Genomic DNA, 19351 nt, shown 5'->3' on the forward strand with positions numbered 1-19351 from the left:
GCGGCTCAGCGGCCGGTGGCGCCGCCGCGGCCGCGCAGCGCGGCCCGCCGGGTGTTGGCGCGCACGCGGGCGGACTGGACCACCTCGGGGGTGGCGCCGATCTCGTCGTCGAGCCAGCGGGCGAGGGAGGAGATGTCGCGGAAGCTGAAGAGGTCGGGCACCCGGACGCGGCGGTCGAAGCGCCGGGTCATCAGCCGGGCGAGGCGGATGAGCAGCAGGGAGTCCCCGCCGAGGTCGTAGAAGGCGGACTGCACGTCGATGCTCGACGGTTCGAGGTCGAGCAGCTGGCCCCAGATCTCCGACAGGGCCACCTCGGTCGGCGTGCCGGCGGCCGTCAGGGGCCCGCCGCTGTCGGCGGCCGGCGGCTCGGGCAGTGCGTTGCGGTCGAGCTTGCCGCCCGGCCCCAGCGGCAGGACGGCGAGGACCACGAGCGTCGCGGGCACCATGTAGTCGGGCAGTTCGACGGCGAGCCTGCCGGTGACGGCGCTCTGGAGCGCGGCGTCCAGCCGGGGGCCGTCTTGCGGCGCGTCGTCGCCGGCGGGCACGACGTAGCCGACGAGCCGGTTGCCCCGGACGACGGCGGCGGCCTCCCGGACTTCGGGGCAGCCGGTCAGCCGGGCCTCGACCTCCTCCAGCTCGATGCGGTAGCCGCGCAGCTTGACCTGGTGGTCGGTGCGGCCGAGGAAGCGGAGTTCGCCGCCGTCGGTGAACTTGACGACGTCCCCGGTGCGGTACATCCGCTCGCCGTTGCGGAACGGGTCCGGCACGAAGCGTTCGGCCGTGGTGCGTGGCCGGTTGACGTAGCCGTGCGCGAGGCCGGCGCCGCCGAGGTAGAGCTCGCCGGGCTCACCGGCCGGGAGCGGCTTCAGCTGCTCGTCGAGCACGTAGACCCGGTCGCTGGTCGTCGGCGGGCCGATCGTCGGTTCGTCGGTCCCGTCCTCGGGCACCGGCCCGAACGAGCAGAAGACCGTGCCCTCGGTGGGGCCGTAAGCGTTGAACACCCGGTCGGCGCCGGTCTCCCGGTAGGTGCGGTCCACCAGCTTGCGGCGCAGGGCCTCGCCGCCGAACACGACCGTGCGCACGTTCGGCGGCAGGGCTCCGGCGTCGAGCAGGCTGTTCATGACCGAGGGGACGACGTTCAGGTGGGTGATCCGGTCGGCGTACCGGCTCTCCGGCAGGTGCACGGCGCTCTCGACGAGCACGACGGCGCCGCCGCGGCACAGCGCGTTGAAGATCTCCATCACGGACAGGTCGAAGCAGACCGAGCTCGCCGCCGAGACTCCGCTCAGGTCGCAGCCGTCGAGGACCCGGTCCATCTCGGCGAGCATCGCCACGCAGCCGCCGTGCCGGACGGCCACGCCCTTGGGCCTGCCGGTGGAGCCCGACGTGTAGATGACGTACGCGGTGTCGCCGGGCACGACCGCCACGGGCTTCGCGCCGGGCTCGGTCGTCACGCTCTCCCCCAGCACGACCACGGTCGGGCCGGGCGGGCAACTGGCCCGGGACGCGGGGGTGGTGAGCAGCAGGCGGGTCCCGCTGTCCTGGACCATGAAGGTCAGCCGGTCGGCGGGGTAGTTCGGGTCCAACGGCAGGTAGCAGGATCCGGCGCGCAGGGCCGCCAGGATGCCGACGAGCAGGTCGGGGGTGCGCTCGACGCAGATGCCGACCGGGACACCGGGGCCCGCGCCGTCGGCGACCAGCCGCGCGGCCAACGCCCGGGAGCGCTCGTCCAGTTCGCCGTAGGTCAGGACGCCGGCGTCGGAGTAGACCGCGGTCGCGTCGGGGTTCTTGGCCGCCTGCTCGACGAACGCGGAGTGCAGGGTTTCGGTCACTGGTCCGTCTCCTCGGGGAGGCCGGTCGACGCGATGTCGCCGAGGGCCAGGTCGGGTTGGGTGATCGCGTCGAAGAGCACGGTGCGGTACAGCGCGAGCAGTGCCGTCACGGTCTGCCTTTCCAGGTAGCTCGGTTTGAACTGGACGTGGCCGGCCACCTCGCCGTCGATGTCGGCCATCGAGATCTCGAGGTCGAACTTGGCGAGGTGCCTGCGGACCTGAAGCGGTTCGAGCGGCAGCGCGCCGTCGGGCGTGATGGTGTCGCCGATGCCGTGGAAGAGCTTGACGGACCGGGGGAACGCGTCCGAGGACAGCCAGTTGACGACCACGTCGAACCACGGGGAGCGGCCCTCGGCCCTCGGCGGCCGCAGCTGGGAGGCCAGCAGGTCGAGGGGGTAGTTCATGTGCTCCAGGAGGCCGAGCGAGAAGGCGTGGACCTCGCGCAGCAGCTCGCGGAAGCTGCGGTCACCGGCGGGGTTCGCCCGCACCAGCACGGTGTTGAGGTAGTAGCCGATGGCGGATTCCCAGCCGGGTTCGGCGCGTTGGGCGATGGCGGTGGCCAGCACGGCGTCCTCGGTGCCGACCGCGCGGTTGAGCGTGGCGAAGAACCCGGCCAGCACGACGGTGCTGATCGACACGCCTTCGCGCACCGCGAACTCCCGGAGCAGGCGCGTCTCTTCGGCGCTCCAGCGGAACGCGAGGTCGAGGCCCTCGTAGGTGACGCCCGGCGGCCGCTCCTTGGCGGACAGGTCGAGGTGGGCGGGCGGGTCGGCCAGCTTCTGCGACCACCAGTCCAGGGCCGCGCCGGCCGCCGGCCCGGCCAGCCACTGCCGCTCCCACGCGACGAACTCCGTGTACGGGGCGACCGGCGCGCTGTCGGCGGGGTCGGCGCCCTCGTAGAACTCCTGGAGTTCGCGGATCATCACGTCGGCCGACGCCGCGTCCGACGCGATGTGGTGGACGAGCACCAGCAGGTAGTGGTCCGCCGGACCGCGCGTCATGAGGACGATCCGCACCAGCGGCCCGTTGTCCAGGTCGAGCGGCTCGTGCCCGTAGCGGGCCAGTTCCTCGCGGGCCTGTTCGTCGTCCAGGTCGGTGCCGTCCGCCACGACGAACTCGTACACCGGTTCGTCCAGGATGACCTGGTACGGGCTGCCGCCCGCCTCCACGAAGAGGGTGCGCAGCGCGGGGTGGCGCTCCATCACGGCCCGTACGGCGCGGTCCAGGGCCTTCTCGTCGACCGCGGTCCGGATCCGGGCGGTCACCATGAAGTTGTAGGGCACGGCGTCCGGCGCGACCATCTGCATGAACCACAGCGAGGCCTGGCCGTGCGAGGCCGGTGCCAGTGCGAGGCCGAGGCCGTCGGCGCGCAGCTGGTCCAGGGCCGGTGCGTCGGTGGCCTCCAGCAGTCCGCGCGCGTCCAGTTCGTCCACCAGCTCCTCGGCGTCCAGTTCGGACAGCTCGTCGAGGTACGTCCGGTCCGGCTCGGCCTCGGGGGCCGAGGCGGGGGCGGCCGGCGGTACGGGCGGTGCCGTCGCGGGCGCGGCCGGTCCGGCGGTGAGCTCGACGAAGTGGCCGACGACCTCGGAGATCGACCGGCCGTCCAGGAACACCACCGGCGACACCCGGTGCCCGAACAGCGACTGCAGCCTGTTGACGAGGCGGATCGCCAGCATCGAGTCGAGGCCGAAGTCGAGCATGCTGGCGTTCACGTCGAACCTGCTCACCGGCACGCCCAGCGCGTCGGCGAGCTCGGCGAGGACGACCTCCGCCACCGGCCGGATCTCCGTCGGCTGCTCCTCCTCCACCACACGGGCCACGGGCGCGGCCACGGTTTCGACGGCCGGGGCCGGCGCGTGGGCGGGGCGGGGCTCGGTGTCGATCCAGTAGCGGTCCTTCTGCCACTGGACGAGCGGCGTCTCCACGACCTCGACGTCGTCGGCGAACAGCGGGTCGAAGGTCAGCGGCAGGCCCCTGACGTACAACGACGCGGCGGCACCCAGCAGGCAGCGGACGTCGCTCTCGTCGCGCCGCAGGGAGTTGATCGCGTGCACCTGGGCGCCACGGGTCAGCGCGATCTCCTCGACCGCGCCGCGCAGCGTCTCGTGCGGGCCGATCTCGATGAAGGTGCCGACGCCCTGGTCGACCAGCGCGCCGATCGTCTCGGCGAACCGGACCTGGTTGCGCAGGTTGTGCACCCAGTAGTCGACGTCGGCGACCGGGTTCACCGTGTCGGCCAGTGCCGTGGAGTGGAAGTCGATGCCGGGCGTCAGCGGGGTGATGCCGTCGATGCTCGCGCGCAGCGGCTGGAGCAGCGGGTCCATGCCGGGGCTGTGCACCGGCCGTTCGACCCGGATCCGCCGGGTCGAGATCCCGTCCCGCTGGAGGTCGGCCTCCAGGGCGTCGACGGCTTCGGGCGAGCCGGAGACCGCCGCGCTGGTGGGGCTGTTGACCACGGCGACGGCCGCGTGCGCGGCGTAGGGGGCGAGCCGCGGCAGCAGCTCCGCCTCCGGCAGGTCGACCGAGATCATGGCGCCCGCGGCGGCCTTGCGCTCCAGCAGGTGCGACCGGGCGACCACCACGCGGGCGGCGTCCTCCAGCGACAGCGCGCCGGCCACGCAGGCGGCCGCGACCTCGCCCAGGCTGTGCCCGACGACGGCGGTCGGCTGGACGCCGAGTCCGAGCCAGACCTTCGCCAGCGAGACCTGGAGGGCGAACAGCACCGGCTGCTGGAAGTCCATCTCCTCGTACCCGGCCTCGTCGGCCGGGGCGGCGAGCCGGTCGAGCACCGAGCAGCCGCCGGCCGCGCGCACGGCGGCGTCGCAGGCGGTCATCCAGGTGCGGAAGCCGGCGTGCGAGCGCAGGAGTTCGCGGCCCATGCCGACCCACTGGGTGCCGCCGCCGGAGAACACCAGCGCCACCCGCCGGTCGACGGTGCCGGAGACCGTGCCCGTCACGACGTCGGGGTGCGGCTGGCCGGCGGCGACCCGGGCCAGCCCGTCCAGGACGTCCTGCCGGTTGCGGGCGAACAGGGCCACCCGGTGGTTGTGGTGGGTGCGCCTGGCGGCGAGCGTGTAGGCGAGGTCGGAGACCCGCAGGCCCGCGTCGCGTTCGACGTGGTTGGACAGCTCGCGGCAGGTGTCGGTCAGCGCGCCCGCCGTCCGTGCCGTGACGGGGACGAGGTGCACCTGCTCGTCGGCCGCCGCGTCGCTCCGACTCGGCGTGACGTGCCGTCCCCGGTCGCCCGCGAGGAACGGGTGGGCCGGGACGGGGAGGCCGGCGGTGTACAGGGCGCCGAGCGAGCCGAGCAGGGTCGAGGCCTCGTCGGCGCCGCGCCGGAGCGAGGGCAGGGTGGTGGCCGACAGGATCTCCGACACCGACTTGAGCAGGACGGGGTGCGGGCTGATCTCGATCACCGCGTCGACGTCGTGGTCGCGCAGGTTCGTCAGGGCGTCGACCACCCGGATCTCCCGGCGCAGGTTGTCCGCCCAGTAGTCCGGCCCGAGCTCCGCGCCGTCGACGGGTTCGCCGGTGACGGTCGAGATCATCGGGATGCGGGTGGTCCGGGGCCTGATGCCGTCGAGTTCGACCTTCAGCGGGGCGAGGACGTGGTCGACCAGCGACGAGTGCGGGGCGTGGCCCATCCGGACCCGGTGGTTCGTGACGCCCGCTGCGGTCAGCCGCCGGACGAGGTCGTCGATCTCCTCCGGTGTGCCGGTGACCAGGGTGGAGTTCAGGCCGTTGTGGCCGGAGACGGTGAGGCGGCCGGTCAGGTGCGGCCTGACCTCGTCCGCGGCGGTCATCACCACGATGCCCTCGCCGCGTCCCACGGCCAGTTGCTGGAGGAGCCGACCGTGGTGGGCGGCCAGGCGGGAGGCGTCGTCGAAGTCGAGGGCACCGGCGATGTGGGAGGCGGCGAACTCGCCGACGCTCTGCCCGACGACGACGTCCGGCTCCACCCCCAGCGAGCGCCAGGCCTCGGCCAGTGCGACCTGGAGGGAGAACAGCAGCGGCTGGAAGACGTCCATGTCGTCGATGCGGCCGTCCGGGGACATCAGCTGCTCGACGAGCGAGAAGCCCAGCAGCTCCCGCATCCGCCGGTCGGACTTCATCATGGACCGGCGGAACACGGGCATTCCGGCGAGCAGTTGCCGGCCCATGCCCACCCACTGCGAGCCGTTGCCCGAGAACAGGAAGGCCACCCGCGGCCTGCGTCCGGTCCGCTCCCCGACGCTCAGCCCGACGGCCGTCGCCCCGCTGCCGAAGGCGTCCAGCTGGGCCCGGAGTTCGGGCATGTCGCGGGCGGTGGCCGCGAGCCGGAACGGGCCGTCGCCGGGCGTCCGGCGGCAGAGCGCGCGCAGGTCGTGCTCGTCCCGCAGCGCCCGGGCCCGCTCGGCCAGTGCCTCCGGGGAGTCCGCGGCCAGCAGGAGGAGCGAGCTCTCGGGGCGCGGCAGTTCCTCGACGGCGACGTGGCAGATCGCGCCGCCGAATCCGAACGAGCTGACGCCGCCCCGGCGGGCGTCGGAGCGTCGCGGCCACGGCGTCAGCCGGTCCTGGACGGTGAGGTTGTACTCGTCGAACATGATCTGCGGGTTCGGCGCGCTGTAGTGCAGGCTCGGCGGCAGCACGCCGTTGCGCATCGACATCGCGAGTTTGACCAGGCCGACGATCCCGGCGGCCGCCTCCAGGTGCCCGACGTTGGACTTGACGGACCCGAGCCGCAGCGGCTCCGTACGGCCGCCGCCCAGCACCGCGCCGATGGCGTTGGCCTCGATCGGGTCGCCGAGGGGCGTCGCGGAGCCGTGGCACTCGATGTAGTCCACGAGGTGCGGCGCGATGCCCGCCCGCTGGTACGCGGTGCGGAGCATCTTCTCCTGCGCCTGGGGGTTCGGCGCCGTCATGCCGTTGCTCAGACCGTCGTTGTTGGAGGAGCTGCCCTTGATCAGGCAGTACACCGGCAGGTCGCGCTCCAGCGCCACGCTCAGCGGGGCGAGCACGACGACGCCGGCGCCCTCGCCGCGGACGTAGCCGTTGGCGCGGGCGTCGAAGGACTTGCAGCGGCCGTCCGGGGCGAGCGCGCCCATCGCGTCCATCGCGGTGTAGTAGTCGGAGACGAAGCTCAGGTTCACGCCGCCGGCCAGCACCAGGTCGCTCTCGCCCAGCCAGATCGACTGGCACCCCACGTGCACCGAGACCAGCGATCCCGCGCAGGCGGCGTCGATGGCCATGCTCGGGCCCTGGAGGCCGAGGACGTAGGAGACCCGGTTGGCGATGATGCCGTCGTGCATGCCGGTCGCGGTGTGCGGGGTGATCTGGCTGTCGGGGCCGCGGTAGTGCGCCAGAGCCGCGTAGTCGCCCCAACAGGAGGCCATGAACACGCCGGTGTCGCTGCCGACCAGGCTGTGCGGCGCGATGCCCGCGTCCTCCAGCGCCTCCCAGGACAGCTCCAGGATCAGGCGCTGCTGCGGGTCCATCTGGACGGCTTCGCGGGGTGAGATGCCGAAGAACAGCGGATCGAACTGGTCGATGCCGTCGATGAACCCGCCCCAGCGCACCTTGTCGTTCAGCAGCCCGCGTCGCGCGGCCGGGACCGGTCCGACGGCGTCGCCGCCCTCGACCAGCAGTTGCCAGAACGCGGACGGGTCCGGCCCTCCGGGGAACCGGCAGCCGATGCCCACGATCGCGACGGGCTCGTGGGAGGGCATCCGGCGGTCGGTGCTCGGAGCGGGCTCCGCGGCACGAGGACCGTCGACGAGCGCACGCGCCAGCCCGTCGACGGTCGGGTACTGCCACATCCAGGTGGCCGGCACCTGCCAGCCGAGGAACTCGGACAGCGCGGCCGCGAGGGCCACCGATCTCAGCGAGTCCAGTCCGTACCGGTGCAACGGCGCCAAGCGGTCCACGGCGTTCGCGGACACGTCCAACAGGTCGACAACACGGGAAAGCAGGAAATCCGTTACGGCGGATATGTCTCGCGCTGCGCGCTCTTGGGGCACGGCGACTCCCTCAGCAGGGCGGATGGAATGGGCGGGTGGAGCTGCACGGCCGACCGGTCGGGGGATTCGGTCAGTGCCCGGGCAACCGGGCACGGGGCGGCTCATGACGCGGAGGGTCCCCTTCGCCGCATCAAGTGCCTTGGTGGAGACGACGGGTAGCGTGAGGACGGGATCGGCGTTCCGATCTCCACGGTCGGAGCGAGCCGGAACCCCGGTTCGCCTGACGCCGCTTCACCTGGCGGCGCAGCTCGTCCTCACCGCGGGGGAAATCACGAGCGTCTCTGGGTCGAATTGATCCGCGAGTGCGTCGACTACGGGATCGCGCACGCGGAATCCTCACCTGCACGACTACGGTCGACGGGCTCCAAGGTCCATTCGGTCAAGCGCAACGAGTATTGTGATTGAGGTAAAATGGATCGCCAGTGCTATTTCGACCGGCGGACAGCAGAGTGCCAGTTTGTGAATGGTGAGACAAGCGCCATTCGAGGGCCGGTTGAGGCAGTGGCGGGATTTGGCCTGCAAAGTGTCCGGTTCGATCTCCTCGGACGCGATGAACGTGCGACATCTCGGGCCTCACGGCCGAAATCCGGCATCAACCGGAGTGGGGCCTGCCGGCAGTTCGGGAAGGTGCCCCGGCTCGACGGTGCCCCGCATCCTCGCCGCGCCTCGGCCGATGGTAGGGCGCATGCCCCCGTGAAGGGTGCACTCCGCATGCGTGGGGATGGGGCAGACAGCGGGGTAGACAGCGGCTGAGTGACCCATGCAAGCTGACCCTCATGGCAGTTGAGAATCTTGATGCGGCGTCAGCCGGTGCCGACAGTTCCTTAGCCGGACTCGCCGGCCACGACGTCGACGGCAGGCCCGTATGACCGACACCACCGACACCACGGTCACGCCGGTGCGCCGGCCGGGGCTGGCACTCGGAGTACTGGCCGGGGCGCTCGCCCTGGACGTGAGCGGTCTCGGAGTGCTCAACGCCGCCCTGCCGTCCATCGGGGCGCGCTTCGACCTGGGCGAGACCACGCTCCAGTGGGTCATGACGGCCTACGCCGTCACGTTCGCCGGATTCCTGCTGGTGGGCGGCCGACTCGCCGATGTCCTCGGCCGACGGCGGGTGTTCGAGGTCGGTGTCGCCCTGTTCACCGCCTCCGCACTGGTCGGGGCGCTGGCTCCGGACACCGCGGTGCTGCTGGGTGCGCGCGCCGTCCAGGGCATCGGCGCCGCCCTGTCGGGGCCGGCCGCGCTGGCACTGCTCACCGAAACGTTTCCGGCCGGTCCGGCGCGCAACCGCGCGTTCAGTGTCTACGCCGCGGTCGGCGCCGCGAGCTTCAGCGGCGGGGTGCTGCTGGGCGGCGTCCTGACCCAGTTCTTCGGCTGGCGCTCGGTGCTGTGGTTCTCGGTGCTGCTGGGACTCGCCGTCCTGGCCACGACGCGCGCCGGACTGCCCGGTGGCGCCGGGCACAGCGGTCGGCTGGACCTGCCCGGCGCGATCTCGGGCACGCTCGGCCTCACCCTGCTCATCGTCGGCGTGAGCAGTGACGGTGCGTCGGCGTGGGGCCTCCTCGGCGCCGCGGTGGTCTTCCTGGTGCTGTTCGTGGTGCGCGAGCACCGCACCGCCGACCCGGTGCTGCCGCTCGGCCTCTTCCGGATCACGTCGGTCCGGGCCGCGAGCCTGGCGGCGTTCCTCCAGTACATGGGATCCGTCGGGCTGCTGTTCTTCGCGCCGCTGTACCTGCAGGGGATGCTGCACTACTCCCCCTTCGAATCCGGTCTCGCGCTGGTGCCGATGTCCCTGTCCGTGTTCCTCACCGCCAACTTCGCCACCGGACGCCTGCTGGCCAGGCACACCCCGCGCACGCTGATGGCCGTCGGCCTCGTCCTGATCGGCGTGGGTGCGGCGCTGTGGGTCGGCACCCCGAACGACGGCAGCTACGTGCAGCACGTACTGCCCGGCCTGGTGATCAGCGGCATCGGCCAGGGGCTGAACTTCCCCTCGATGACGTCCGCCGGGCTCACCGGAGTCCCGGCGCAGCAGCACGCCGTCGCCGGGGCGGTGAACGTCGTGGCGCAGCAGATCGGCGCCAGTGCGGGAGTGGCGGTGATGGTCCTGGTCGCGGCGACCAGCAAGGACCAGCTCACCGGCTACCACCTCGCCTACCTCGCCGCCGCCGCCGCGTGCGTGCTGGGTGCGGCGGTCATCGCCGTACGACGGCAGGCCTGAGGGCCCCGGCCTGCCGGCTCCCGGGGTTCGGGGTTCGGGGTTCGGGGTTCGGGCGAGATCATGCGGAAGGGGGGGGGGGGGGGGCCCCCGGGGGGGGGGGCCCCCCCCCGGGGGGCCCCGGGGCCGGGGGGGGGGGGGGGGGGGGGGCGCGGGCGGGGGGGGCGGGGGCGCCCCCCCCCCCCCCCGGGGGCCCCCCCCCCCCGCCCTGCTGCCGGCAGTCCCGGAGGTTCCAGGCGCCGGTCAGTTCCAGGGGTTGGCCGCCTGGTCGTTGATGGCCGTCCAGAACCGCGTGTTGTTGGGGATGTTGCCGTAGGCCCAGAAGGTCCAGCCACCGGTCTGCGCCAGGTCGGACCCGAAGTGGCCGTCGTGGAACTCGGCCTCGCGCCAGCCGGCCCCGAAGGAGGCCTGGCAGAGGCTGTCCGCCGCGGCCCGGCTGTTGAGCCGGGCGCCCTTGACCGGCTGGCTGAGGGCGACGGTGCCCTGTGCCCAACCGTTGTAGAAGCCGATGCTGATCCCGGACGGGGCCGGGCTGCCGTCGACGTTGAGGCAGAGCACGGGCAGCGAGACCGACGGCGCGGTGTCGCCGTTGTAGGCGTTGCTCGGGCTGCCCCCGGGGCCGCCGACCTGGACGGTGCCCTCCGGGCCGTAGGCGACGACGGACCAGGTCATCCCCAGGTGGGTGCCCGGTCCGGTGGCGGCCTCGGCCGGGGCCGCGGACAGCGGGATCAGGGCGGCTGCGGCGACGGCGGTCGCGGTGGCGACGACCTTCTTCAGACGGTTCATCAACTGCTCCTGGTTCGAGGCGTCTCGTCAGACGACCGGCTCGTTTCGGCCGGTGCACAGCAAAGGTCTCAACCGGACGCACACAACTGGCATGATCTGGTCATTGATCCATCACCGCCCGTGCCCATCCACGCGCAGCGACGGTCCGGCCCGGCCCGCGGATCCCAGGGAGGGACACTTGGAGTTCAGGATCCTCGGCTCGCTGGAGGTGTGGACCGGCGACGGGAGGCGCGTCCCCTCCGAAGGCTCCCGGCAGGAGCGGCTGCTCGCCGCCCTGCTGCTCAACGCGGACATCTCCGTTCCCGTCGCCCGTCTGGTCGACGCCGTCTGGGACGAGCGGCCGCCGGCCACCGCCACTCGCCAGGTCCGCAACCTCGCCGGGGTGTTGCGGCGCCGCTTCGCCGAAGCCGACCCGGACGCACCGCCGGTGCTGCTGACCGACGGCCGCGGCTACCGCATCACGCTCACCGGCCACCGCCTGGACGCCCGCGCCTTCACCGACCGACTCGCCCTCGCCCGCCGCGAGGCCGCCGCCGGACGATCCCCGGCGGCGGTCGACGGGCTCCGCGAAGCGCTCGCCCTGTGGCGCGGCCCCGCACTGGACGGACTCGCCGTGGACGCGGACGCCCCGGGCGCGGTCGCGCTGGACGAACTGCGACTGACCGCCTGGGAGGAATGCCTCGATCTGGAGCTCGCCCTCGGCCGGCACCGCGCGGCCGTCCCCGAATTGACCGCGCTGGTGGTCGACCACCCGCTCCGGGAACGCTTCACCGGACAGCTCATGCGTGCACTGCACGGTTCCGGGCGCGCGCCCGAAGGGCTCACCGCCTACCGCCGGTTCGCCGAGCGACTGGCCGACGAGCTCGGGCTCGACCCCGGGCCGGAACTGCGGGCGCTGCACCTGGAACTGCTGGCCACCGAGCCGGTCCGCCCCGAGGCGGCGCCGACCGCAGCGGCCCCGGTGGCCACACCCCCCGTGGCCGCACCCCCCATGGCGGCACCCCCAGCGGCCGCACCCCCGGTGGAGGCGCCGCCGCCCGCCCAACTCCCGCCCGCACTTCCCACCTTCGTCGGACGCGGCACGGAGCTTCTCGTCCTGGACTCGCTGCTCACGACGCCCGCGACCGGTGCCACCGGCGCGGCCGTCCCCGTGTGCGCGCTCTCGGGCCCGGCCGGGGTCGGCAAGACCACCCTGGCCGTCGACTGGGCCCACCGCGCCCGGGACCGGTTCCCGGACGGCCAGCTCTACGCCGACCTGCACGGCTACTCCGTCGCCGCGCCCCTCGACCCGCACACCGTCCTCGCCCGCTTCCTGCGCGCCCTCGGCGTGCCCGGCGACCGGATCCCCGCAGCGCCGGACGAGGCGGCCGCGCTCTACCGCTCCCTGCTGGCCGACCGCCGACTGCTCGTGGTCCTCGACAACGCCCGCGACGCCGAACAGGTCCGCCCGCTGCTGCCGGGTGCCCCGGACTGCCGCACGGTGGTCACCAGCCGCACCCGACTCGACGGCCTGACCGCCCGCAACGGCGCCCGCCCCCTGGTGCTCGATGTCCTGCCCGCCCATCAGGCCCTCCGCCTCCTGGCCCGCATCGCCGGCGAGCACCGCACCCGCGCCGAGCCGCACGCCGCGGCCGAACTCACCGCCGCCTGCGGCCGACTGCCCCTCGCCCTGGCCATCACCGCGAGCCGCCTCGCCGCCTTCCCGGGCCGCAGCCTCGCCGACCACGCCGCCGAACTCCTCGACGCGGAACACCGGTTGAGCGCCCTACAGATCGACGGTGACGCCACCTCGGCGGTCCGCGCCGCCTTCGACCTCTCCTACCGCTCGCTCCCCGCCGAGGCCCGATCCCTGCTCCGGCTGCTCGCCCTGGCCCCGGCCGTCGGCGTCAGCTCCGGCGCGGCAGCCGCCCTGACCGACACCCCCACCGCCGCCGTCCGGCCCGTCCTCGACCACCTGGCCACCGCCCACCTGCTCACCCACGAGGACCGCCACCGCTACCGGCTCAACGACCTCCTGCGCCTCTACGCCGCCGAACGCTGCACCGCCGAGACCGGTACCGCCGAGCGCCGCGCCGCCCTGGAACGCCTCAGCTCCTGGTACCTCCACCACGCCGACTCCCCCACGCCGCCGCCCTCCCCTCCCGCCGCGGACCACCCGTGGAGCCGGGGCCACCACCTGATCGGCCTCCACCTCGACGAATGGGTCGAGGTGGACCGCCTGGCCGCCCTGGCCGCCTGCGCGGCGCAAGCGCCGGACGCCCCCTGATCCCGGCCCCGGCCTCCTGATCCCGGGCCCGGCCGCCGACCCCCGCGGTCCGTACGGCTACCGCACGAGCAGCGTCGCCTCGACGCCGGCCAGGACCGCCACCAGGCCCTGCTCGAAGCCCTGGTCGAAGCCCTGGAACATCACCCGGCCGGCTTCGGCGGCGAGCGGGTGGGCGGCCAGCCGCTCGGCCCGGGCGTCCAGGTCGTAGCCCTCCTCGCCGTCGAAGGGGTTGGGGCCCATGGCCTGCTCCTCGATGACGTAGCCGATCGTGTAGCTGTACGCCGTGTACCAGGCGCGGGCCGCCGCCTGCGGGGTGAAGCCCGCCCCCGTGAGCAGGAGCAGCCCGGCTTCGAGCCCCGCCGCGTACGAGGTGTCGGTGAACCGGGCTCCGCTGTAGACCCTGGCCCCGTCGCGGTAGCGGAGCAGTTCGGCCCGCAGCCCCCGCATCGTCGCCAGGTAGGCCTCCCGCCAGTCCGCCGCCGGGGGGATCCGGGACGGACCGGCGGCCGCGCGCCGCATCATCTCGGTCGCCATCTCGTCGAGCAGCGCCTGCTTGTCCTTGAAGTGCCAGTACAGCGCCGGTGCCTTGACCTCCAGCGCGGCGGCGATGGCGCGCAGGGTGAGGCCGTCCAGGCCCACCTCGTTCAGGAGTGTCAGTGCGGTGTCGACGACCGTCCGGCGGTCGAGCTTCGGGGTTCTCTGCGGCGTCACGGTTGACAGCTTAACGACGTTAAGTGCAGTCTTCCAGCAGCGACCACTTAACAACGTTAAGGAGATGCTCATGGCCACCCGCGCCACCGACCCGCACACCGACGTCCTGATCGTCGGAGCCGGACCGACCGGCCTCGCCCTCGCCGTCGACCTCGCCCGGCACGGCATCACCGCACTGCTCGTCGAACGCGAGAGCGGGCTCTTCCCCGGCTCCCGCGGCAAGGGCCTCCAGCCCCGCACCCTGGAGGTCCTGGACGACCTCGGGGTACTGGCCGACATCCGCGCCGCCTCCGGGCACTACCCGCCGAACCTGTTCTGGCGCGACGGCGAGCCGCAGGACGAACGCCGCATGTACGAACCGACCGAGCCCTCCGAGGCCGAGCCCCACACCGAGACGCTGATGCTGCCGCAGTGGCGGACCCAGCAGGTGCTGCACGACCGGCTGCGCGCCCTCGGCGGTTCGGTCGCCTTCGGACGCGAACTGGTGGGCCTGGCCCAGGACGCGGACGGCGTCACCGCCGAGTTCGCCACCGGCGCCCCGGTCCGGGCGCGGTACGCGGTCGCCGCCGACGGCGGACGGTCGGCGGTCCGCAGGCTGCTCGGCATCGGCATGACCGGGCAGGTCGTCGACCCGGACCCGATGCTGGTCGCGGACGTCCTGGTCACCGGCCTCGACCGCGACCACTGGCACGTCTTCCCGCCCAGCGACGGCGCCGCCGGGCGCGGACCGCTCGGCGGCCTGCTGGCCCTGTGCCCGCTGCCCGGCACGGACGAGTTCCAGCTCGTGGCGCAGTACCCGCAGGACACGACCGTCGACGCGTCCCTGGACGGCATCCGCGACGTGGTCGCCGCCCGCTCGCACCTGACCGCCGAACAGGTCACCGGAGTGCGCTGGGCCTCCGAGTTCCGGCCGCGGGCGGCCCTGGCGGACCGCTTCCGCGCGGGCCGGGTGTTCCTCGCGGGCGACGCGGCGCACGTACACTCCCCCGCCGGCGGGCAGGGCCTCAACACCAGCGTCCAGGACGCCTACAACCTGGGCTGGAAGCTGGCCGCCGTGCTCGGCGGCGCGGCCCCGGACGCCCTGCTCGACACCTACGAGGAGGAGCGCCGCCCCACTGCGGCGGCGATGCTGGACCTGTCGACCCGGGTCCACCACGGCGAGGCCCGCCGGGGCCGGGCGACCCAGCAACTCGGCCTCGGCTACCGGGAGTCGTCGCTGGCCGAGGAGACCCGCCCAGCCCTGCCGGAGGGCGCCCTGCGGGCCGGGGACCGCGCACCGGACGGGCGCCGGGGTGGCGTCCGGCTCTTCGACGCCTTCCGCGGACCGCACTGGACCCTGCTGGCGGTCGGGACCGAGTCCCCGCTCCCGCAGACCGCCTGCCCGGTGGTCCGCATCCCGGACTACGAGGCCTACGGCACCGGCGTGTTCCTCATCCGCCCCGACGGATACGTGGGCTGGGCCGGGGCCACGGCGGACGGCCTGACGACCTACGCCTCCCGGTACGGCGCCCTGCGCCGCTGACGCCCCGGCCCGCCCGGGCCCCGGCCAGGGCTCGGACGGCCACACCTTCCACCTCGGCGGCAACACCTACCCCGGCGGCGTTCCGGGCACTGTCGCCAGTCTGGAGATCATCAAGAACTGACGAGCCATCAAGTCCTAGACAGCTGAGATACCTTCGACGATCCGGCGGATCTCGCGTGCCAGGGCGTCGGGGTCGCTGGTCGGCACCATGTGGTCGGCGTCGGCCGCCAGCACGTGGCGGCCGACCTCGGCCCGACCGGCGCGGTAAGCATGGGAGGCGTTCACGGCTTCCCGGACCTTCGGGCCCATGCCGGTGGAGGTCCGGGCGGCCGAGACCACCGTGAGCGGGATGCCGCCGGGGGCCGGCGGGTTCTCCTTCATGGCGGTCAAGTCCGCGACGACGGAGCCGAGTTCGGCGCCCCTCGTGCGGATGGTGGAGACGGTGAAGCCCTCCTCGCGCATCTCGGCCGCGGCGTCCGCCGGCAGGGCGTCGAGCATCGGGCGGAAGGCCCGGGCCAGCAGGCCGGTGCGGGCCAGCAGCATGCTGACCGCCTGCCCGATCCGCTCCTGGCGGCGCACCGAGGGCACGAACACCAGGTCGCAGGACTCGTCCGTCGGGTCGGCCAGCACCAGGCCCGCGATCCGCTCGGGGCGGGCCGCGGCGGCGATCCGAACGATCGGCCCGCCCCAGCTGTGCCCGACCAGGACGAACGGCCCGTGGCCGAGGCCGCCGAGGTGGTCGAGCAGGTCGTCGAGGTCCTCGGCGAGGCGGCGCAGCGGGCGCGGCGCCGGGTCCGGAGCGCTGCGGCCGAGCCCGCTGCGGTCGTACGCCACCGTCGCCGCGACCCCGTCCAGCCGGAGCTGCACCGGCGCCCAGTACGAGCGGCTGGAGGCGAGCCCGCCCTCCAGCACGACCGTCGGCACGCCCGCGCCGCCGGGCCCCGGCCGCCGCATGTAGAACAGCTCCCGGCCGTCCCGTGTCCGCGCCCGCCCCGGCTCACCCTGACTGTGCATCCCCGGCACCGCCCTCACCCTCGACCGTCCATCAAGTTTGGTTAGCCTAACCTCACTTACCTGGTGATCGCGACCACCCGTGGCCGACCTGCGGGGCGGCGGGGTCGGCGCGGGCGGCGCGGGCGGCGGGGTCGGCGCGGGCGGCGCGGGCGGCGGGGTCGGCGCGGGCGGCGCGGGCGGCGGGGTCGGTCAGTACTCGGCCAGGTCGAAGACCGTGGCCGCGCGGAAGGCCTCGCCCAGCTCGGGGCCGGGCCGGTCGAAGCCCTCGACCCCCTCGGGGTCGGCCTCCGTGGTCTCGAACCGGCCCCTGGTGTGGTCGAGGATGGCCTGATTGGCCGCCACATGGCCGCGCAGCCGCTGCTCGTAGGCCTGGTAGGCGGCCTCGTGGTCGCCATCGGCCGCGTGCAGTTCCCCGGCCAGCACATAGGCGGCGGTCAGGGCCACGCTGGTGCCCTGGCCGGTGGCCGGGGAGCAGCAGTACCCGGCGTCGCCGAGCAGGGCGACCCGGCCCTGCGACCAGCGGTCCATCCGGATCTGCGCGACCACGTCGTAGTGGAAGGCGTCCCCCTCCCCCAGGGACTTGAGGAACTGCGGCACCTCCCAGCGCATCCCGGCGCAACGCTCGGCCACCAGCCGCCGCTGCTCCGCGAGGTCGCGCGGCAGCAGGTCCCCGACCGGCTCGTCGGACGTGAAGACGGCGAAGACGCGCAGCTCGCTGTTGTCCCGGACGGTCATCGCCATGCAGCCCCAGGCGGCCTGGCCGTTGGGCTGGTGGATGACCTCCCAGTGGTCGAGGCCGAGGTGGTTGGGGGCGCTCCAGCCGGCGATGTAGATGCTGGTCGGGTGCAGGTAGTCGGACTCGGGGCCGAAGACCAGGCGGCGGGTGTTCGAGTGCAGGCCGTCGGCGCCCACGACGAGGTCGAAGGACTGCTCGTCGCCGCTGGTGAAGCGGACCTGGACGCCCTCCTCGTGCTGCACGAGGGTGTCGATCGACTCGCCGAAGCGGTACCGGACGCCGGGCCGGGCCGCCCCCGCCAGCAGGGCGGCCAGTTCGTCGCGCAGGATCTCCACGTCCGGGCCGTCCACGGCGCCCCCGGTGGCCGTCCACTCGGTGGTGCGCTTGAGCTCGCGGCCGTCCGCGTCGACCAGGGACATGCCGCGCAGTCCGGTCCTGCGGGCCCGGACCTCCTCCAGGAGGCCCATCCGCTCGATGACCTCCAGGGCGTTGCCCCGCACGTCCACCGCCTGTCCGCCGCCCCGGAGTTCCGGGGCGCGCTCGACGACCGTGACGTGGAAGCCGTAGCGCTCCAGCCAGTAGGCGAGGGCGGTGCCGGCGATCCCCGCCCCGGAGATCAGGACCGAGGTGGTGCGCGAGTGGTGCGGTCGGGCGCTGTTCGACGTGGTGCTCGACATGGTGGACCTCCCGTGAGTCGATGTCGTGCCGCCAGTCTCGCCACGGCGGCCGACAGGTCGCTCACAGGACGCTGACACGACCGGCGAGCGACCGCCGGACCGCCGACAGACCACCGACAGACCACCGGCAGGCCGCGTCACCGACCGCGTCACCGGCCGGGCCAGGGCGGCAGCCTGTGACCTGGGGTCACAGGATGACCGCCTGTCTGGCTGGCCGCGAGGGCCGTCCGCAGGATGGCCGCATCGGACTCCTGCCATCCCATCGCGGCCGCTTCCGCCTGCCGTCCGAAGGCCCGGCCGCTCCCTCGCACGACAAGGTGGTGATCGCTGTGAGCAGCATCTCCGACCCGCCCCGGCCCGACCAGGCCGAGGACGTCCCGCCCCTGGCGCCGGCCCAGGCCTTCGACCGGTGGCGCTACGCCGGGGTGTTCCTCCTGCTGTTCCTGTTCGGCACCGAGACCTTCCTGGTGTCGCCGTTGCTGCCGACCATCGCGGACTCGGTGCACACCAGCGAGGCGGCCGCCGCCTCCAGCGTCACCGCCTACGTGCTGGTGTACGCCGTCGCGGCGCCCTTCCTCGGACTGCTGAGCGACCGGTTCGGCCGCCGCCGCACCCTCGTGGCCGGCACCCTGCTGTTCGTCCTGTCCAACGCGGCGGCCGCCCTCTCCACCGGGCTGACCCTGCTGGTCGTCTCCCGCGCGGTGGCCGGGCTGGCGGCGGCCGCGGCCGGGCCGGCGATCTGGGCGCACATCGCCGAGACCGCGCCGGAGGCGGTGCGCGGCCGGGCGCTCGGCCTGGGCATGGCGCTGTTCTCCTGCGGCCAGGTGATCGGCGTGCCGCTCGGCGGCTTCCTCGCCGGACTGGCCGGCTGGCGGTCGGCGTTCTGGGCGCTGACCATCGGCACTGCGGCCGCCGTGCCGCTGCTGCTGAGCCAGGTCCAGCGCCGCTCGGCGCAGACGGCCGCGCCGCAGGTGGGGGCGGTCCGGGCGATCCTGGCGGGCTGGGCCGACCCGACGCTGCGCCGCGCCCTGCTCGTCAACACGGTGTTCAACACGGCCAACCTCGGCGCCTACACCTTCCTCGGCGCGGTGCTGGTGCAACGCTTCGACCTGTCGGTGCAGGCCCTGGGCCTGGTGGGCGTGCTGGTCGGTGCGGGCAGCCTGGTTGGCTCGCTGCTGGGCGGCCGGCTCGGGGACCGGGCCAGGACCGCGGGGCGGTCCGACCTGCCGCTGCTGCCGCTGTGGGGCGTGCTGCTGGCGGTCGGCGTCGCGCTGGCGGCCAAGGGGCCGGGCCTGGTCCTCGCCCTGGCCGGCGTGGTGCTGTGGTTCCTGGCCTCCGGGGGCTTCGTGACGGACCAGCAGACGCTGGCCGGCACCATCGCCCCGGAGCTGCGCGCGACCTCCAGCGCGTGGCTGACCTCGACCATGTACGCGGGCACCGGCGTCGGCGCCTGGGCGATCGGCGCGTTCGGCGACGTCGCGGACGGCACCCTGCTGATCGGCACCGGGCTCGCGCTGGTGGCCGCGCTGGGCGCGCTGGCGGTCAGCCTCGGCCTGCGCCGGACCACCGCATCGGGCACCTGAGGCCGCGCCG

The 19351-nt window shown here is 73.8% G+C and carries 10 protein-coding genes; 4 read left to right on the top strand and 6 right to left on the bottom strand.

Features of this window, described 5'->3' with window-relative positions; genetic code table 11:
• Nucleotides 1-5 precede the first annotated feature (5 nt).
• Together ACIPLC_RS17020 and ACIPLC_RS17025 are read right to left on the bottom strand one after the other, a co-directional pair.
• Nucleotides 6-1832: an amino acid adenylation domain-containing protein gene (locus ACIPLC_RS17020; protein WP_400473772.1), complete on the bottom strand. Its 1827-nt coding sequence runs from the start codon at nt 1830-1832 to the stop codon at nt 6-8.
• Nucleotides 1829-7933: an acyltransferase domain-containing protein gene (locus ACIPLC_RS17025; RefSeq protein ID WP_400473773.1), complete on the bottom strand. Its 6105-nt coding sequence runs from the start codon at nt 7931-7933 to the stop codon at nt 1829-1831. Before ACIPLC_RS17025 ends, ACIPLC_RS17020 begins: the two co-directional genes overlap by 4 nt.
• A gap of 760 nt (nt 7934-8693) precedes the next feature.
• Here ACIPLC_RS17025 and ACIPLC_RS17030 point away from each other — a divergent pair.
• Complete coding sequence (locus tag ACIPLC_RS17030) at nt 8694-10049, top strand: MFS transporter (RefSeq protein ID WP_400473774.1); 1356 nt, start codon at nt 8694-8696, stop codon at nt 10047-10049.
• Nucleotides 10050-10289: 240 nt separating this feature from the next.
• Here ACIPLC_RS17030 and ACIPLC_RS17035 read toward each other — a convergent pair whose 3' ends face one another.
• Nucleotides 10290-10832, bottom strand: coding sequence for a hypothetical protein (locus ACIPLC_RS17035; protein WP_363589385.1), 543 nt, complete (start codon nt 10830-10832; stop codon nt 10290-10292).
• A 178-nt stretch (nt 10833-11010) separates the two neighbouring features.
• Between ACIPLC_RS17035 and ACIPLC_RS17040 the strand changes: the two genes are divergently transcribed.
• The gene (locus ACIPLC_RS17040; protein WP_400473775.1) at nt 11011-13098 is read left to right on the top strand and encodes a BTAD domain-containing putative transcriptional regulator; all 2088 of its coding nucleotides are present in this window, start codon (nt 11011-11013) and stop codon (nt 13096-13098) included.
• Between the two features lie 57 nt (nt 13099-13155).
• Here ACIPLC_RS17040 and ACIPLC_RS17045 read toward each other — a convergent pair whose 3' ends face one another.
• Nucleotides 13156-13809, bottom strand: a complete 654-nt coding sequence (locus ACIPLC_RS17045) for a TetR/AcrR family transcriptional regulator C-terminal domain-containing protein (RefSeq protein WP_400473776.1) — start codon at nt 13807-13809, stop codon at nt 13156-13158.
• Between the two features lie 70 nt (nt 13810-13879).
• On the opposite strand from ACIPLC_RS17045, the gene ACIPLC_RS17050 reads away from it, so the two are divergent.
• Nucleotides 13880-15331: an FAD-dependent monooxygenase gene (locus tag ACIPLC_RS17050; protein WP_363589391.1), complete on the top strand. Its 1452-nt coding sequence runs from the start codon at nt 13880-13882 to the stop codon at nt 15329-15331.
• 135 nt (nt 15332-15466) lie between these two features.
• Here the strand turns inward: ACIPLC_RS17050 and ACIPLC_RS17055 are convergent, their stop codons facing one another.
• Together ACIPLC_RS17055 and ACIPLC_RS17060 are read right to left on the bottom strand one after the other, a co-directional pair.
• A complete protein-coding gene (locus ACIPLC_RS17055; protein WP_400473777.1) occupies nt 15467-16345 on the bottom strand; it encodes an alpha/beta fold hydrolase in 879 nt (292 codons plus the stop codon).
• 189 nt (nt 16346-16534) lie between these two features.
• Complete coding sequence (locus tag ACIPLC_RS17060; RefSeq protein ID WP_400473778.1) at nt 16535-17758, bottom strand: FAD-dependent monooxygenase; 1224 nt, start codon at nt 17756-17758, stop codon at nt 16535-16537.
• Between the two features lie 329 nt (nt 17759-18087).
• Between ACIPLC_RS17060 and ACIPLC_RS17065 the strand changes: the two genes are divergently transcribed.
• Entirely contained in the window at nt 18088-19341 is a 1254-nt protein-coding gene (locus ACIPLC_RS17065; protein WP_400473779.1) for an MFS transporter, read from the top strand.
• The last annotated feature ends 10 nt before the right edge of the window (nt 19342-19351 follow it).

Source organism: Kitasatospora sp. NPDC086801, from assembly GCF_044745805.1.
Taxonomy (GTDB): domain Bacteria; phylum Actinomycetota; class Actinomycetes; order Streptomycetales; family Streptomycetaceae; genus Kitasatospora.

Excerpts from the sequence above, each read along its gene's own strand:
- ACIPLC_RS17050 (WP_363589391.1), top strand. The coding sequence starts at position 13,880 with ATGGCCACCCGCGCCACCGACCCGCACACCGACGTCCTGATCGTCGGA.
- ACIPLC_RS17030 (WP_400473774.1), top strand. The coding sequence starts at position 8,694 with ATGACCGACACCACCGACACCACGGTCACGCCGGTGCGCCGGCCGGGG.
- ACIPLC_RS17060 (WP_400473778.1), bottom strand. The coding sequence starts at position 17,758 with ATGTCGAGCACCACGTCGAACAGCGCCCGACCGCACCACTCGCGCACC.
- ACIPLC_RS17035 (WP_363589385.1), bottom strand. The coding sequence starts at position 10,832 with ATGAACCGTCTGAAGAAGGTCGTCGCCACCGCGACCGCCGTCGCCGCA.
- ACIPLC_RS17055 (WP_400473777.1), bottom strand. The coding sequence starts at position 16,345 with ATGCACAGTCAGGGTGAGCCGGGGCGGGCGCGGACACGGGACGGCCGG.
- ACIPLC_RS17025 (WP_400473773.1), bottom strand. The coding sequence starts at position 7,933 with ATGAGCCGCCCCGTGCCCGGTTGCCCGGGCACTGACCGAATCCCCCGA.